The 16,118-nt window shown below is 71.7% G+C and carries 14 protein-coding genes; 7 read left to right on the top strand and 7 right to left on the bottom strand.

Going from position 1 to position 16,118, the window contains the following annotated elements; all coding sequences use genetic code 11:
- The 4 genes from AC2XR2_RS28280 to AC2XR2_RS28265 form a co-directional block, all read right to left on the bottom strand.
- Positions 1 to 705: a hypothetical protein gene (locus AC2XR2_RS28280; protein ID WP_491516638.1), complete on the bottom strand. Its 705-nt coding sequence runs from the start codon at positions 703 to 705 to the stop codon at positions 1 to 3.
- Positions 706 to 856: 151 nt separating this feature from the next.
- Positions 857 to 1,855, bottom strand: coding sequence for a response regulator transcription factor (locus tag AC2XR2_RS28275; RefSeq protein ID WP_449351755.1), 999 nt, complete (start codon positions 1,853 to 1,855; stop codon positions 857 to 859).
- Positions 1,856 to 2,566: 711 nt separating this feature from the next.
- Complete coding sequence (locus AC2XR2_RS28270; protein ID WP_330264787.1) at positions 2,567 to 3,532, bottom strand: DeoR/GlpR family DNA-binding transcription regulator; 966 nt, start codon at positions 3,530 to 3,532, stop codon at positions 2,567 to 2,569.
- Positions 3,533 to 3,698: 166 nt separating this feature from the next.
- Positions 3,699 to 5,147, bottom strand: a complete 1,449-nt coding sequence (locus tag AC2XR2_RS28265; protein ID WP_330264788.1) for an NAD(P)H-quinone dehydrogenase — start codon at positions 5,145 to 5,147, stop codon at positions 3,699 to 3,701.
- Positions 5,148 to 5,243: 96 nt separating this feature from the next.
- Here AC2XR2_RS28265 and AC2XR2_RS28260 point away from each other — a divergent pair, with 96 nt between their 5' ends.
- The 3 genes from AC2XR2_RS28260 (at position 5,244) to AC2XR2_RS28250 (ending at position 8,773) form a co-directional block, all read left to right on the top strand.
- Positions 5,244 to 5,681, top strand: coding sequence for a gamma-glutamylcyclotransferase family protein (locus AC2XR2_RS28260; RefSeq protein ID WP_020141438.1), 438 nt, complete (start codon positions 5,244 to 5,246; stop codon positions 5,679 to 5,681).
- A 111-nt stretch (positions 5,682 to 5,792) separates the two neighbouring features.
- The gene (locus AC2XR2_RS28255; protein ID WP_330264789.1) at positions 5,793 to 6,617 is read left to right on the top strand and encodes a purine-nucleoside phosphorylase; all 825 of its coding nucleotides are present in this window, start codon (positions 5,793 to 5,795) and stop codon (positions 6,615 to 6,617) included.
- A gap of 524 nt (positions 6,618 to 7,141) precedes the next feature.
- Positions 7,142 to 8,773, top strand: a complete 1,632-nt coding sequence (locus tag AC2XR2_RS28250) for a phospho-sugar mutase (RefSeq protein ID WP_491516637.1) — start codon at positions 7,142 to 7,144, stop codon at positions 8,771 to 8,773.
- 108 nt (positions 8,774 to 8,881) lie between these two features.
- Here the strand turns inward: AC2XR2_RS28250 and AC2XR2_RS28245 are convergent, their stop codons facing one another.
- Both AC2XR2_RS28245 and AC2XR2_RS28240 read right to left on the bottom strand, forming a co-directional pair.
- Complete coding sequence (locus AC2XR2_RS28245; protein ID WP_491518516.1) at positions 8,882 to 10,447, bottom strand: purple acid phosphatase family protein; 1,566 nt, start codon at positions 10,445 to 10,447, stop codon at positions 8,882 to 8,884.
- Positions 10,448 to 10,745: 298 nt separating this feature from the next.
- On the bottom strand, positions 10,746 to 11,402 hold the full coding sequence (locus tag AC2XR2_RS28240) for a PH domain-containing protein (RefSeq protein ID WP_330264791.1): 657 nt from the start codon (positions 11,400 to 11,402) through the stop codon (positions 10,746 to 10,748).
- 116 nt (positions 11,403 to 11,518) lie between these two features.
- On the opposite strand from AC2XR2_RS28240, the gene deoC reads away from it, so the two are divergent.
- Genes deoC through AC2XR2_RS28225 form a run of 3 tightly spaced genes read left to right on the top strand, consistent with a single transcriptional unit; the run spans position 11,519 to position 14,800 of the window.
- Positions 11,519 to 12,478, top strand: coding sequence for a deoxyribose-phosphate aldolase (gene deoC, locus AC2XR2_RS28235; RefSeq protein WP_330269626.1), 960 nt, complete (start codon positions 11,519 to 11,521; stop codon positions 12,476 to 12,478).
- Positions 12,479 to 12,483: 5 nt separating this feature from the next.
- A complete protein-coding gene (locus AC2XR2_RS28230; RefSeq protein WP_491516636.1) occupies positions 12,484 to 13,920 on the top strand; it encodes an aldehyde dehydrogenase family protein in 1,437 nt (478 codons plus the stop codon).
- The gene (locus AC2XR2_RS28225; protein ID WP_381298330.1) at positions 13,913 to 14,800 is read left to right on the top strand and encodes an aldehyde dehydrogenase family protein; all 888 of its coding nucleotides are present in this window, start codon (positions 13,913 to 13,915) and stop codon (positions 14,798 to 14,800) included. Before AC2XR2_RS28230 ends, AC2XR2_RS28225 begins: the two co-directional genes overlap by 8 nt.
- A 108-nt stretch (positions 14,801 to 14,908) precedes the next feature.
- Here AC2XR2_RS28225 and AC2XR2_RS28220 read toward each other — a convergent pair whose 3' ends face one another.
- Complete coding sequence (locus AC2XR2_RS28220; RefSeq protein ID WP_381298329.1) at positions 14,909 to 15,301, bottom strand: hypothetical protein; 393 nt, start codon at positions 15,299 to 15,301, stop codon at positions 14,909 to 14,911.
- Between the two features lie 60 nt (positions 15,302 to 15,361).
- Between AC2XR2_RS28220 and AC2XR2_RS28215 the strand changes: the two genes are divergently transcribed.
- Positions 15,362 to 16,066: a uridine kinase gene (locus tag AC2XR2_RS28215; protein ID WP_381298327.1), complete on the top strand. Its 705-nt coding sequence runs from the start codon at positions 15,362 to 15,364 to the stop codon at positions 16,064 to 16,066.
- The last annotated feature ends 52 nt before the right edge of the window (positions 16,067 to 16,118 follow it).

Below are 16,118 nucleotides of genomic sequence, written 5' to 3'. Positions count from 1 at the left end.
CTACGCGGTCCGCGTCCAGCCGCTGCCGTGGCGGACGAGGACGAGGCCGGCGTACCCGAAGGCGACGGCCGCCATGACGAAGGTCAGGGCGGTCAGGGCGGCGATGCCGATCACATAGCCGGCCACGTTGAGCGGCATGGACAGGATCAGCAGCCAGGCCGCCCAGGCGGGGACCACGCGGCCGCGCAGCAGGGCGACGCCGAGGAGGACCGCGCCGACGACATGGGCGGCGACGAAGTAGAGGATCGGGCCGTTCACCACGGCGAGTTCGTTGACGCCGTCGGCCACCCGCACCAGGGAGTCCTGGCTCACGCCCTTCTCGAAGCCGCCGAGCGCGACGATGTCGAGGTTGGGCGTGGCGTTGACGGCGGTGAGCCCGGTGCCGAAGAGGACCGCGCCCCACAGGCCCAGCCGGGCGGAGTGGGCCACGGCGAGCAGCGCGACGCCGACCAGGCCGGGCAGGAACAGCACGGTGCCCACCGTCCACAGCCACACGGAGAGCTCCGCGGCGCCCGTGTGGGCGGCGATGTCCCGGGCGATCTCCTTGCTGGAGGCGTCGGTGTCGTACGGGGCCACGAGTCCCGCCGCGGCGAACATCAGCGGACCGAGGGTGGCCGTGATCGCGGCGAGGAGGCGGGCGGTGCGGGGTGTGCCCGCGTCCGCGGCGGCCGTGGGCGTGCGTGACGGTGACGGCGTGGTGGTCATGAGTCCCCCTTGGCGGTCTGCCCCCGAGCGGAGCGCCTCCCACCAGTGAACCGATCAGGCCCGCCTGATGACCATCCGTCAATTCTGAGGGGGTCGCGACATGTCGCCTTACGGCTCACCAGGCGGACACCACCCCCGCCCCAGCAACGTCTCAGCTCACTCGGTCCGTGAGGAGGCCCAGGTCGCGGCCGCGGCGGAGGAGGGCGGCGGTGTGGCCGGCCTCCAGCTTGCGGTGCAGGGAGGCGATGTAGCCGCGTACGGTCGCCGGGGACAGGCCCATCCGGTGGGCCGCCTCCGTCGCCGTACGGCCGTCGTGGAGGTGGGCCAGGGTGCGGTGCTCCTGCTCGGTGATGCCGAACAGGCGGGCCACCGCGCGGGCGCGGGACAGGTCGTGCAGGAGGAGCAGCGCGGGCAGACCGGGCGTGGCGGGCAGGTGCCGTACCTCGATGTGGCGGGCGGTGAAGGAGACTCCCGCGGTGAGGCGGGGGTCGTCGCGCAGGGCGGTGAGCAGGTCGGCGGCGACGGCGTTGAGGGGGCGGGGCCGGCCGGTGTCGTCGAGGCTCGCGACACCGCAGCCGTGCCCCTCGGCGAGCCGCAGTGCGGCGGCGGACAGCGCGACGAGGCGTTGCCGCTCGGCCAACTGGCTCTCCAGCTGACCGAGTTGGAGCTGGACAAGACCCAGCAGATCGCGTTCCCGTGGGGTGAAGTCGGTGCCGGAGCGGACCAGGGCGTAGCCCTCCACCGCGGTCGCGGTGTCCGAGCCCGCGGCGGCGACGAGGTGGTGGCGCAGGCCGAAGGGACGGAAGTCGAGGTTGTAGCAGTGGGTGCGCTGCCACTGCCGGTCGCCGGCGACATCGCTGACCCGCCAGGCACCCGGGGTGACCGCGTCCAGCATCAGGTCGGTGAGGGGGTGGTCCAGGGGATGGTCGTAGATCACCATCGGGTCGGCGTGGAAGGAGTCCGCGGGCACGTTGACCACGAACACGCCCCGCCCGTCCAGCGGCAGCCGGTACCGCTGCCCGGCGTCGGCGGGCACGAGCTCCAGCACGGCGGTCAGCGCCCGCTCCCACAACTCCTCGGGCCGCCCGGCATCCGCCAGTTCCCGCCCCAGCTCCACCACACGGCGCGCGTCGGCCCCGCTGATCTCCATACGCTCTCCCGGCGCTGCTCTCGCCAGAGATATCCCCAGAGGGCGATAACTCCCCCTTGAGAGAAAACTACGACTTCAGGCCGCTGTGTGCAGCGTCCTGGCCGGATCGCCGGGGGCGGGAGGGAGGGCGAACAGGGGCGCGCAAAGGGCGACTTGACCTGCGGGGGGCGTGCGCGACGGGAGGGGCGCCGCCGTCTCGGTGGGCGGGGTTCGCGCCACTGAGGCGCCAGGGCCGAACGAGCGGCCACCCCGCGCGGGCACGACCCGCCACAACGAACCCGCAGCCGCCGTACGACCTCAACCGGCCCCACGTGAGCGCCTCTTGGACCGGCCCCCGGCCATGGCGCCTCTCAGCCCAGTCCCTCAGCCGCGGCACAGCTCAGACCCGGCCCCCAGCCGCGGCACAGCTCAGACCCGGCCCCCAGCCGCGGCACAGCTCAGACCCGGCGCCCCGTCGCGACCCTCAGCCCCGACACCCCCGCGTCGACACTCAGAGCCAGCACCCCCGTGTCGACCCTCAGCCCCGACACCCCTGCGTCGACCCTCCGAGCCAGCACCCCCGTGTCGACTCTCAGCCCCGGCTCCCGTGACACCCCCAGACCCGGCGCCCCCACACCCACGCCAGACCACGGCGCCCCCGCACCGAAGCCAGACCCGGCACCCCACCCCGCCCCGAAACCTGACCCGGTCCCAGCCGACGGAGAGGCCCCGTCAGCGGCGTCGAAGATCCGCCACTCGCCCCCGCTCCGCCCCGGACGTCGGATCCCCCAGCACCGCCGCCGTCCGCAGCGTCGGCCCCGCTCCCGAGACCTGCCCGCGCCGAGGCCCCGGCAGGGGCACGTCGCGGCGCTCCTGGCCCCGGCGCGCCGGGGCCTGATCACCCCCCGGCGCTCCCGACGCGCCGGCCACCGCGATCTGCACCCCCTGGTCGGCGAGCGCCTGGAGCTCCGTGCCGGCCCGGTCGTCGTGGGCCGGGGGCTCGTCGGTGACCAGGCGGGTGATCACATCCGTCGGCACGGTCTGGAACATGGTGTCGGTGCCGAGCTTGGTGTGGTCGGCGAGGACCACGACCTCCGCGGCGGCCTGCACCAGCGCCCGGTCGACGGACGCCGACAGCATGTTGGACGTGGAGAGCCCGCGCTCGGCGGTGAGCCCGCTCCCGGAGAGGAAGGCACGCGAGACCCGGAGCCCCTGGAGCGACTGCTCGGCTCCGGAGCCCACCAGGGCGTAGTTGGAGCCGCGCAGGGTGCCGCCGGTCATCACGACCTCCACCCGGTTGGCATGGGCGAGCGCCTGGGCCACCAGAAGGGAATTGGTCACGACGGTCAGCCCGGGGACCCGGGCGAGCCGGCGCGCCAGCTCCTGGGTGGTGGTGCCCGCCCCCACCACAATGGCCTCGCCTTCTTCGACGAGGCCCGCGGCGAGATCGGCGATGGCCGTCTTCTCGGCGGTCGCGAGATGCGATTTCTGCGGAAAGCCGGACTCCCGCGTGAACCCGCCCGGCAATACCGCACCGCCATGTCGGCGGTCGAGGAGTCCTTCTGCCTCCAGTGCGCGCACGTCCCGCCGTACGGTCACTTCGGAGGTCTGGACGACGCGGGCGAGCTCACGGAGCGACACGGCCCCATTGGCTCGCACCATTTCGAGGATCAATTGGCGACGTTCTGCAGCGAACACGAAACTGACAGTAACGCGGGCGACCGTCTGGTTTCAGCAGTTTGCGCCGAATTACCGAAGTTGTTCGCACAGTAGGACGGGAAGTGGTATAGGGCCTAATCTCCCCGCCTATGCCGCACGAATGGTCGACAACTGACGGTGACCAGGCAGGAATCGCTTTCGGCCGTCAGGCCTCCCCGGTCTCCTTGCGCGTGTGCAACTGCCGTGCCACCTCGGCGATCGAGCCCGAAAGGGAGGGGTAAACGGTGAACGCGTTCGCGATCTGTTCGACCGTCAGATTGTTGTCGACCGCGATCGAGATGGGGTGGATCAGTTCCGAGGCGCGGGGCGCGACGACGACACCGCCGACGACGATCCCGGTGCCCGGCCGGCAGAAGATCTTGACGAAGCCGTCGCGGATGCCCTGCATCTTCGCGCGCGGGTTGCGCAGCAGCGGGAGCTTCACGACCCGGGCGTCGATCTTGCCGCCGTCGACGTCGGACTGCGAGTAGCCGACGGTGGCGATCTCGGGGTCGGTGAAGACGTTGGAGGAGACGGTCTTCAGGTTCAGCGGGGCCACCGCGTCGCCGAGGAAGTGGTACATGGCGATACGGCCCTGCATGGCGGCCACGGAAGCCAGCGCGAACACACCGGTCACGTCACCGGCGGCGTACACACCGGGAGCGGTCGTCCGGGACACCTTGTCGGTCCAGATGTGCCCGGAGTCGCGCAGCTTGACGCCCGCCTCCTCCAGCCCCATCCCGGCACTGTTGGGGATGGCACCGACGGCCATCAGACAGTGCGACCCGCTGATGACCCGGCCGTCCGCCAGCGTGACCTCGACCCGGTCCCCGACCCGCTTGGCGGACTGGGCACGAGAGCGGGCCATGACGTTCATGCCGCGCCGCCGGAAGACGTCCTCCAGCACCGCGGCCGCGTCCGGGTCCTCTCCGGGCAGCACCCGGTCCCGGGACGATACGAGCGTCACCTTGGACCCGAGCGCCTGGTAGGCGCCGGCGAACTCGGCACCGGTCACACCGGACCCGACCACGATGAGCTCTTCCGGGAGCTCGTCGAGGTCGTAGACCTGGGTCCAGTTGAGGATCCGCTCCCCGTCGGGCTGCGCGTCGGGCAGCTCACGGGGGTGGCCGCCGGTGGCGATCAGTACGGCATCGGCGACGAGCGTCTCCTCGCTCCCGTCGACGGCCCGCACGACGACCTTCCGGGACCCGTCGAGCGCCTGCATGCCCTCAAGGCGTCCACGCCCGCGCAGCACCCGGGCACCGGCCCGCGTGACAGAGGCGGTGATGTCGTGGGACTGGGCGAGAGCGAGCCGCTTCACACGCCGGTTGACCTTCCCCAGGTCGACGCCCACCACCCGCGCGGCCTGCTCCAGGGGTGGGGTGTCGTCGGCGACGATGATCCCCAGCTCCTCGTAGGACGAGTCGAAGGTCGTCATGACCTCAGCCGTCGCGATAAGGGTCTTCGACGGGACGCAGTCGGTCAGCACCGACGCCCCGCCCAGACCGTCGCAGTCGACGACGGTCACCTCCGCGCCGAGCTGGGCGGCCACCAGGGCCGCCTCGTATCCGCCGGGTCCGCCACCGATGATCACGATCCGAGTCACGTACTCCATTGTCCCGCACGCGCCGGAGTGCCACTGCCTGGGGCCCGTCCCGAGATACCTCTGTTACGGGAGAGACGCCCGAGAAGCCTGCCGTACCCTCGACGCATGTCGCTCTACGCCGCCTACGCCGGCAACCTCGACGCGCGGCTGATGACCCGCCGCGCCCCGCACTCGCCGATGCGCGCCACGGGGTGGCTTAACGGCTGGCGGCTGACCTTCGGCGGCGAGCACATGGGCTGGGAAGGGGCCCTGGCCACGATCGTCGAGGACCCCCTCTCCCAGGTCTTCGTCGCGCTCTACGACATCGCGCCCGCCGACGACGACTCGATGGACCGCTGGGAGGGCGTGGGCCTGGACATCTACCGCCGCACCCGGGTCCGGATCCACACCCTGGAGGGCGAGGAGCAGGCCTGGACGTACGTCCTCAACGGCTACGAGGGCGGTCTGCCCTCGGCCCGCTACCTGGGCGAGGTGGCCGACGCGGCGGAGTCGGCCGGCGCGCCGCACGACTACGTGATGGAACTGCGCAAGCGCCCCTGCTGACCCTCACGCCACAGCGGCCCCACCCTTGGTCGGAAACAACAAGACAACGATCGCCATCCCGTCAGCTCTGTCATCTACGCGCGTAGGCCCGGACCGGCTACCCTCATCCGCGTGAACGCATCTCTTCTTCCGGACGACATCCAGGGCGACCCGCACGCCGCCGCCGACGCCGCCGCCGTACGCCTGCGCGAACTGACCGGCGCCGAGACCCACGACGTCGCCCTCGTGATGGGCTCCGGCTGGGCACCGGCGGTGGACGCGCTCGGTGCCCCCGACGCCGAGTTCCCGGTCACCGAGCTGCCCGGTTTCCCGCCGCCGGCGGTGGAGGGACACGGCGGCAAGATCCGCTCGTACCGGATCGGCGCGAAGCGCGCCCTGGTCTTCCTCGGCCGTACGCACTACTACGAGGGCCGTGGCGTGGCCGCCGTGGCCCACGGCGTGCGCACCGCGGTCGCGGCCGGCTGCAAGACGATCGTCCTCACCAACGGCTGCGGCGGCCTGCGCGAGGGCATGCGACCCGGTCAGCCGGTCCTGATCAGCGACCACATCAACCTCACGGCGACGTCCCCGATCATCGGCGCGAACTTCGTCGACCTGACCGACCTCTACTCCCCCCGTCTGCGCGCCCTGTGCAAGGAGATCGACCCCACGCTGGAGGAGGGCGTCTACGCCCAGTTCCCCGGCCCGCACTACGAGACTCCGGCGGAGATCCGCATGGCCCGCGTCATCGGCGCGGACCTGGTGGGCATGTCGACGGTCCTCGAGGCGATCGCCGCGCGCGAGGCGGGCGCGGAGGTCCTGGGCATCTCCCTGGTCACGAACCTCGCCGCGGGGATGACGGGCGAGCCCCTGAACCACGAGGAGGTCCTCCAGGCGGGCCGCGACAGCGCGACCCGGATGGGGTCCCTGCTGGCGCAGGTACTGGGCCGCATCTGAGCTTCGCGAGCACCGGGCGCCTAGGGGGGTGCCGGGTCAGGTCGTCGGGCGGCTTGAGGTCCGTCGTGGCTGGTCGCGCCCCCGCTGCGCTGGGCTTGGGCCGGGTGCCTAGTGAGGTGCCGGGTTCGGTTGTGGTGCGGCTGCGGGTCCGTCGTGGCTGGTCGCGCAGTTCCCCGCGCCCCTGGGGAGTTGCAGTTGGCCTGCGCCACGATGGGACCGTCAGCCGCCGCGTCCGCCCCCACGCACCGGTCGCCGCGTACGGCGCGCAGGGGACGGGGTGGGGGGTGTCCGCCCGCAGCGGCCGGCGTCAAGAACCGAGGACATCTGAAGGGACCGAGCCGCCGGACCGAGGACGGATACCCCCCACCCCGGCACCGACCCACCCACCGAACGAAACGCGCTACGCCCACCCCCACCGGACAGCAACGGGCCGCCGCAGGCCCCCAGGGGCGCGGGGAACTGCGCAAAAACGCCCGCCCCCACCGAACCGCAGACAAACAACCGCCCCACCGCCGGAGGCAACCGTGCACGACGACCTCATCGCCCGCGCCACAACCTGGCTCACCGAGGACCCCGACCCGGACACCCGCGACGAGCTCGCCCAGCTCATCGAGGCCGGAGACGTCGAAGAACTGAAGGCCCGCTTCAGCGGCACCCTCCAGTTCGGCACCGCCGGCCTGCGAGGCGAACTCGGCGCAGGACCGATGCGCATGAACCGCACGGTCGTCATCCGAGCCGCCGCCGGCCTCGCCGCGTACCTCAGGAAGCACGGCAACGGCAACGGCCTCGTCGTCATCGGCTACGACGCCCGCCACAAGTCGAAGGACTTCGCCCAGGACACCGCCGCCGTCATGACCGGCACCGGCCTCACCGCGGCCGTCCTCCCCCGCCCCCTCCCCACCCCCGTCCTGGCGTACGCCATAAGGCACTTGGGCGCGGTCGCCGGCGTGGAGGTCACCGCCAGCCACAACCCGCCCCGCGACAACGGCTACAAGGTCTACCTCGGCGACGGCTCCCAGATCGTCCCGCCCGCCGACGCGGAGATCGCGGCGGAGATCGAAGCGATCGCGTCCCTCAACGACGTCCCGCGCCCCGACGCCGGCTGGGAGACCCTCGACGACAGCGTCCTCGACGCCTACCTCGCCCGCACGGACGCCGTCCTCGCGAAGAACTCCCCCCGCACCGCCCGCACCGTCTACACGGCGATGCACGGCGTCGGCAAGGACACCCTCCTCGCCGCGTTCGCCCGCGCGGGCTTCCCCACCCCGGACCTCGTCGCGGAACAGGCCGACCCGGACCCCGACTTCCCGACCGTCGCCTTCCCCAACCCGGAAGAGCCCGGCGCGATGGACCTCGCCTTCGCGAAGGCGCACGAGACCGACCCCGACCTGATCATCGCGAACGACCCCGACGCCGACCGCTGCGCCGTGGCCGTAAAGGACAACGGCACCTGGCGCATGCTGAGCGGAGACGAGGTCGGCTCGCTCCTCGCCGCCCACCTGGTGACCCGCGGAGCACAGGGCACGTTCGCCGAGTCGATCGTCTCCTCCTCCCTCCTCGGCCGGATCGCCGAGAAGGCGGGCCTGCCCTACGAGGAGACCCTGACCGGCTTCAAGTGGATCGCCCGCGTGGAGGGCCTGCGCTACGGCTACGAGGAGGCCCTCGGCTACTGCGTGGACCCCGACGGCGTACGGGACAAGGACGGCATCACCGCGGCCCTCCTCATCACGGAGCTAGCCTCCGAGCTCAAGGAACAGGGCCGCACGCTCCCCGACCTCCTCGACGACCTCGCCGTGGCCCACGGCCTGCACGCCACCGACCAGCTCGCGGTCCGCGTGGAGGACCTGACGATCATCGCCAGGGCGATGGAGCGGCTCCGCGAGCACCCGCCGACCGAGCTCGCGGGCCTGCCGATCACCAGGGCGGAGGACCTCACGCGGGGCACGGACCGGCTCCCGCCCACCGACGGCCTGCGCTACACCCTCACCGGCGCCCGGGTCGTCGTCCGCCCGAGCGGGACGGAGCCGAAGCTGAAGTGCTACCTGGAGGTGGTGATCCCGGTGACCACCCACGCGGACCTGCCGACGGCCCGCGCCAAGGCGACCGACCTCCTGGCCACCATCAAGCGGGACCTGTCGGCAGCCGCGGGAATCTGACCGCAACCGCCACCACAACCGCCACCACCACAACCCGCCACCGCCACCGAAGCCGAGGGGCGGCCCCCGTCCGGGCCGCCCCTCACCCGTCTCAGCCGGTCACCCGTCTCAGCCGGTCACCTTCCGCGCCACGACGAACCGGTCCACCTCCGCCCCCGTGGCCGCCAGCGCCCGCACCGTCAGCGTGGAGGTCCGCCCCGCGGAAGCCGGCTTCACGTCGACGCGGATGAACGAGTACCCGGTGTACCGCACCCGCGACCAGTCCACGCTCTCGGTGACCTTGCCCCCCGCGCCCGTGTAGTACGTCGGAACCGCCCCGACCTCGTCCTCGTGCCCTTCGTAGCTGTCGGCCACGGGGAAGCTGTAGACGCTCTCCCCGCCCGCGCCCGCGGTCACGTAGACGACCCCACCACGGGCCGGCTCGTGCGTGCCCCCGATGGGCAGTTCCCGCACGGCCTTGTCCCGCACCACCGGGTCCGTGCGCTCGTACACGTGGTTGTGCCCGTTGACGACGAGATCCACCTGGTGCTTCTCGTACAGCGGCACCCACTCCTCCCGCACCCCGCCCTCGGAGGCGTGCGAGCTGGTGGTGGAGAAGGCGCAGTGGTGGTGGAAGACCACGATGAAGTCGATGCCGGGCGTCTTGCGCAGCTGCCCCAACCGCCGGTCCAGCCACGCGGTCTGCCTGCCGCCCGTGTAACCGCGGTTGGCGGGGATCTCGTACGACACGTCGTTGGCGTCGACCGAGACGACGGCGACGTTCCCGTGGACGAAGGAGTACACACCCGGTGCCTTCTCCGGGTCGAACCCGTTGCCGGGGAGCGTGAAGCGGGCCTCGTTGCCGCCGTAGCCGTTGGGCGAGTACCAGGCCTCCATGTCGTGGTTGCCGAACGCCACCATCCACGGCACCCGGCTCGACGTCGGTTCGATCTGGGCGAGGAACTGGTCCCACTGCCGGGCGTCGTAGTTGCTGCTGTCGGCGGGCAGCCCGTGCCCGGTCTCCTCGGCGTAGCAGATGTCGCCTGCGTGCAGGTGGAAGGCCGGGTTCTGGGCCTGGACGAGGGCGTTGAGGCCGATGGCGGTGTAGCTGGGGTTCTGGTCGCCGAACGCGGTGAAGGCGAACGGGCGCCGGCTGTGGGTGTCGGGGGCGGTGGTGAAGGAGTAGACGGTGTGCGCGGCACCGGCGTGCGCCGGGTCGAAGCCGTCGTGGCCGACGCCGTAGTAGTAGGTCGTCCCGGGCCGCAGGTTGTCCAGGGCCGCGTGCACGTAGTACTGGTCGATGTCGGCGCTCTTGCCGACCCCGGCCGGGGTGAACAGGTCCCGCACCTCGGCGGGGACCTTGTGGCCGAGGTCGAGCGGGCTGAGCCCGATCCGCAGGAAGGGATCGCGGACGGGCAGCGGAACCTGCCAGGACACCCGCATCTGGGTGCGCGGGTCGGCGCCGTACGCGAGGTGCCGGCCGAACGGCGCGACGAGGGCGCCGTCGACGTGCTCGGTGGCCGAGCGGGTGACGAGGTCCGGGGTGGCCGCCCGCGCAGTGCCGCTCGCGGCGAGTCCGGCCGCACCGGCGACCGCGGTCGCGGCGAGGAGACCGCGCCGGGACAGGGACCGCCGGAGGTACTCGTGCCGCTCCGGCATGCTCAGCGTGTCCGCGAGACGGGCGGGGATGCCCATGCGCGGGGTGTTCAGGGGTGCGTTCATGGCCGGAGGCTGACAGCAGCCGGTGAATGGGGATTGGACTGAACCTCTGCGTTGCCCCATGCACAGGTCCGGAGCACCCCATCGGGTGATTTAGGGATGGATGTTGACCTTGGTTCCGCGCCCCACTCCCACCCCGGCCCGCCGTGAGCGCCCCAAAGGGGCGCGGGGCTGTATCGATGTGCGGCTACCGCCGCGCGGGCGCGACCAGCCACAACGCACCCGCACCCGCACCCGCACCCGCCGCACACCCCGCGCAACACCCCGTGACGCGCTACCCCACCACCGCCAGAATCAAAAGAAGCACCGCCCCCGCCACCGCAGGCCCCGCGATCTCATAAGCCCACCGCACCGAGACCTCCCCCTGGGACGTCTTCGCCTTCCCCCGGGCCTCCAGCAGGTCCCCGAGATCGTCCATGATCTGGTCGGTCTCGGCCCGGACGGGACCGTCGGGAACCGGCGTCCGCCCCCCGAGCACATCGGTCTGCATCGAGCCGAACAGCCCCATCCCCCTGCTCGGCCCCCGCCCGGACTCCTGCCGGGCGGTCTGCCGCGCCGCCTTCTTGCGGCCGCGCAGCGAGACCGGGATCGCCCACAGCTGGTACTTGGTGCCGGACTTGGCGAGCACCTCGTTCGAGAACCCCGAGCGGAACATCTCGACCTCGCCCCAGGGCAGGACGATGACGCGGAAGGGGTTGCGGATGCGCAGCCGGTCGTGGTTGGCGAAGACGGCCGGGCGGAGGGTGAAGGCGATCACCAGCGGCACGAGGAGGAGCAGCGTGGCGAGCGCGAACCACGGCGTGCTGCCGCTGCCGGAGGCGACCGCGTCGAAGCCGAGCCAGCCGATGATGACGAGGAGGAGGAAGCCGCCGATCAGCGCCATGGGTGAGCGGTAGATGCGGTCCCTGGATTCCGGGGTTGCGGACGACATGCTCGCGATCCTAAGCGCCGCCGGTAAGAGGGTTCGTGCGGCCCGCTCCCCTTCCACGTGGGTGACCTGCCCCCCTGTACAGCCGCTACGCGCGTAGATATGCTCGTCTGGTGACCATGCCCACCACTGCATCAGCCGCACACCCGCTCACGGACGTGACCGCGTCCGACAGCACGCTGCGCCGGTTCCTTCACGGGCTGCCCGGCGTGGACGCCGTCGGTCTGGAGGCGCGCGCCGCCTCCCTCGGTACCCGTTCCATCAAGACGACCGCGAAGGCGTACGCCATCGACCTCGCCATCTCGATGGTCGACCTGACGACGCTGGAAGGCGCGGACACCCCGGGCAAGGTCCGGGCGCTCGGCGCCAAGGCGGTTCGCCCCGACCCGACCGACCGGACGACCCCCGCCACGGCCGCGGTCTGCGTCTATCCCGACATGGTGGCCGTCGCCAAGGAGGCCGTCGCCGGTTCCGGTGTGAAGGTCGCCTCCGTGGCCACCGCCTTCCCGGCCGGCCGCGCCGCCCTGGCCGTGAAGCTGGCCGACGTGCGCGACGCGGTGGCCGCCGGCGCAGACGAGGTCGACATGGTCATCGACCGCGGGGCGTTCCTCGCGGGGAACTACATGAAGGTGTACGACGAGATCGTCGCCGTGCGCGAGGCCTGCGGGACCGACGCCCGGCTCAAGGTCATCTTCGAGACCGGCGAGCTGTCGACGTACGACAACATCCGCCGCGCGAGCTGGCTCGGCATGCTGGCCGGCGCGGACTTCATCAAGACGTCCACCGGCAAGGTCGCGGTGAACGCCACTCCCGCCAACACCCTGCTGATGCTGGAGGCGGTGCGCGACTTCCGTGCGCAGACCGGCGTCCAGGTGGGTGTGAAGCCGGCCGGCGGCATCCGTACGTCCAAGGACGCGATCAAGTTCCTCGTCCTGGTCAACGAGACCGCGGGCGAGGACTGGCTCGACAACCACTGGTTCCGCTTCGGCGCCTCCTCGCTCCTGAACGACCTGCTGATGCAGCGTCAGAAGCTGGCCACCGGCCGCTACTCCGGCCCCGACTACGTGACGGTGGACTGATCACCATGGCATCCGCATTCGAGTACGCACCGGCGCCCGAGTCCCGCTCGGTCGTCGACATCGCCCCCTCCTACGGCCTGTTCATCGACGGCGAGTTCGTGGAGGCGGCCGAGGGCAAGGTCTTCAAGACCGTCTCGCCGTCCACCGAGGAGGTCCTGTCCGAGATCGCCCAGGCGGGCGAGGCGGACGTGGACCGCGCGGTGGGGGCCGCCCGCAGGGCCTTCGCGAAGTGGTCGGCGCTGCCCGGCTCCGAGCGCGCCAAGTACCTGTTCCGCATCGCCCGGATCATCCAGGAGCGCTCGCGCGAGCTGGCCGTCCTGGAGACCCTGGACAACGGCAAGCCGATCAAGGAGACCCGCGACGCCGACCTGCCCCTGGTCGCCGCGCACTTCTTCTACTACGCGGGCTGGGCCGACAAGCTGGAGCACGCCGGGTTCGGCCCGGCGCCGAAGCCCCTGGGCGTGGCCGGCCAGGTCATCCCGTGGAACTTCCCGCTCCTGATGCTGGCGTGGAAGATCGCCCCGGCCCTGGCGACCGGCAACACGGTCGTGCTGAAGCCCGCCGAGACGACCCCCCTGTCCGCCCTGTTCTTCGCGGACGTGTGCCGCCAGGCGGGTCTGCCGAAGGGTGTCGTCAACATCCTCCCGGGCTACGGCGACACCGGTGCCGCGCTCGTCGCGCACCCGGACGTCAACAAGGTGGCCTTCACCGGCTCGACGGCCGTCGGCAAGGAGATCGCGCGGACGGTGGCGGGGTCGAGGAAGAAGCTCACCCTCGAACTGGGCGGCAAGGGCGCCAACATCGTCTTCGACGACGCCCCGATCGACCAGGCCGTGGAAGGCATCGTCAACGGCATCTTCTTCAACCAGGGCCAGGTCTGCTGCGCGGGCTCCCGCCTCCTGGTCCAGGAGTCGATCCAGGACGAGCTGCTGGACTCCCTGAAGCGCCGCCTGTCCACCCTGCGCCTCGGCGACCCGCTCGACAAGAACACGGACATCGGCGCGATCAACTCCGCCGAGCAGCTCGCGCGGATCACCTCGCTCGTCGACAAGGGCGCGGCCGAGGGCGCCGAGCCGTGGTCCCCGGAGTGCGAACTGCCGTCCTCCGGCTACTGGTTCGCCCCGACGCTCTTCACCAACGTCACCCAGGCGCACACCATCGCCCGCGACGAGATCTTCGGCCCGGTGCTGTCGGTCCTGACCTTCCGTACGCCCGACGAGGCGGTCGCCAAGGCGAACAACACGCAGTACGGCCTGTCGGCGGGCATCTGGACCGAGAAGGGCTCGCGGATCCTGGCGGTCGCGGGCAAGCTCCGGGCCGGGGTCGTCTGGTCCAACACGTTCAACAAGTTCGACCCGACCTCGCCCTTCGGCGGCTACAAGGAGTCGGGCTTCGGCCGCGAGGGCGGTCGCCACGGCCTGGAGGCATACCTCGATGTCTGACCGCTTGAATGTGCTGAAGACCTACAAGCTGTACGTCGGCGGGAAGTTCCCGCGTTCCGAGAGCGGCCGGGTGTACGAGGTGACCGACGCAAAGGGCAAGTGGCTGGCGAACGCGCCGCAGTCGAGCCGCAAGGACGCCCGTGACGCGGTCGTGGCCGCGCGCAAGGCGTTCGGCGGCTGGTCAGGAGCCACGGCCTACAACCGCGGTCAGGTCCTCTACCGCGTCGCGGAGATGCTGGAGGGCCGCAGGGCGCAGTTCGTCCACGAGGTGGCCGACGCGGAGGGCCTGTCGAAGTCGAAGGCCGCCGAGCGGGTGGACGCGACGATCGACCGCTGGGTCTGGTACGCGGGCTGGACCGACAAGATCGCCCAGGTGGTCGGCGGCGGCAACCCGGTGGCGGGCCCGTACTTCAACCTCTCCTCCCCCGAACCGACGGGCGTGGTCGCGGTCCTGGCCCCGCAGGAGTCGTCGTTCCTGGGCCTGGTGAGCGTGCTGGCCCCGGTGATCGCGACGGGCAACACGGCGGTCGTGGTGGCCTCGGAGAAGTCCCCGCTCCCCGCCCTGTCCCTGGCCGAGGTCCTGGCCACCTCGGACGTCCCCGGAGGCGTGGTCAACGTCCTCTCCGGCCGTACGGCGGAGATCGCGACCCCCCTCGCCTCCCACCAGGACGTCAACGCGATCGACCTGGCGGGTGCGGACGAGATCCTCGCGAAGGAACTCGAGATCGCCGCGGCGGACAACCTGAAGCGCGTCCTGCGTCCACAGCCTGTGGACGACTGGACGGCGACGCCGGGAATCGACCGCCTGACGGCGTTCCTGGAGACGAAGACGGTCTGGCACCCGACGGGTTCGCTGGGAGCCGGGGGCTCCTCGTACTGAGGACAGCGGCCGCAGGCCGCGTCTTCAGGGGCGCGGGGAACTGCGCGACCAGCCAGGACGCACCCGCACCCGGCAACGGTCCGCAGCTCCCCGCCGCCCCCCTCCGTGTCACCCGCCGAGCAGCCCCGCCACCTGCCCCACCACCGGCATCGACCCGATCGACTGCGCCTGAGCCACCGGCCCGGTCAGCGCCCGCGTCGCCAGCGGCTGGAAGTCGGCGAGCTGCGTACCGACCCCGTTGTCCAGCGGGTCGACACCCGTCCCCGCCAGCGGGTTCGGCTTGAGCCCGGCCACCGGCCCGGTGACGTACCCGACCGTGCCGGTGAGCCCCTGCAACCCCGACTGGGGGTCGATGTTCCCCAGGGAGGTCGGCCGGGTGCGCACCACGTCGACGACCGGTTCCGCGGCGGAGGCCGCCGTCGCGCCGGCGCCGAGCGCCACTCCCGCGGTCGCCAGGGCGACCAGCGCCCGCTGGGCGGTCGGGTTCTCGTATCGGGCCATCGTTGCTGCCACCTTCTCCGTACGGGGGGTAATCGAGTCGGCACGAAGGGTAGTTGAAGTGTGACGCACGCTTCAAAGCCGACCCGCGGGGTCGATGAACGGCAGGTGAATGCCTCACACTGGTGTCCCGTGAGTTCCCAACCGGCCATACCGACGCGAGTCGTGCTGCTCTGCGGCCCCTCCGGCTCCGGCAAGTCCCTTCTCTCGGCCCGTTCCGGTCTTCCGGTCCTGAGGCTCGACGACTTCTACAAGGAGGGCACCGACCCGACGCTGCCGCTGGTGGCGGGGAGCTCCGACATCGACTGGGACCATCCCGGCTCCTGGGACGCGGACACCGCGGTGGCGGCGATCGTGGACCTGTGCCGCACGGGCCGTACGCGCATCCCGGTCTACGACATCTCGTTGAGCGCCCGCACCGGCGAGGAGGCGGTCGAGATGGGCCGCACCCCGCTGTTCATCGCGGAGGGTATCTTCGCCGCCGAGATCGTCACCCGCTGCCGGGAGCTGGGGGTGCTGGCCGACGCGCTGTGTCTGAGCCGGGGCCCGGTGCGCACCTTCCGTCGCCGGTTCCTGCGGGATCTGCGCGAGGGCCGCAAGTCGGTGCCGTTCCTGTTGCGGCGCGGCTGGCGGCTGATGCGTCTGGAGCGCTCGATCGTCGCCCGCCAGACCGCGCTGGGAGCCCACCCCTGTGACAAGGACGAGGCGCTCGCCCGCCTCTCCGCCGCGGCGGCCGACCCCCGCCCGGCGGCGACTCCGGCGACCTGAACGCCGACGGCGCCTTCTCCGTCGTAGGACCGGAAAACGGTCACTCGGAAAG

It is taken from the genome of Streptomyces sp. LS-MS-L19 (assembly GCF_058382285.1).
Note: the sequence above shows the minus strand (reverse complement) of the source record. Positions and strands in the feature narration are given on the sequence as shown.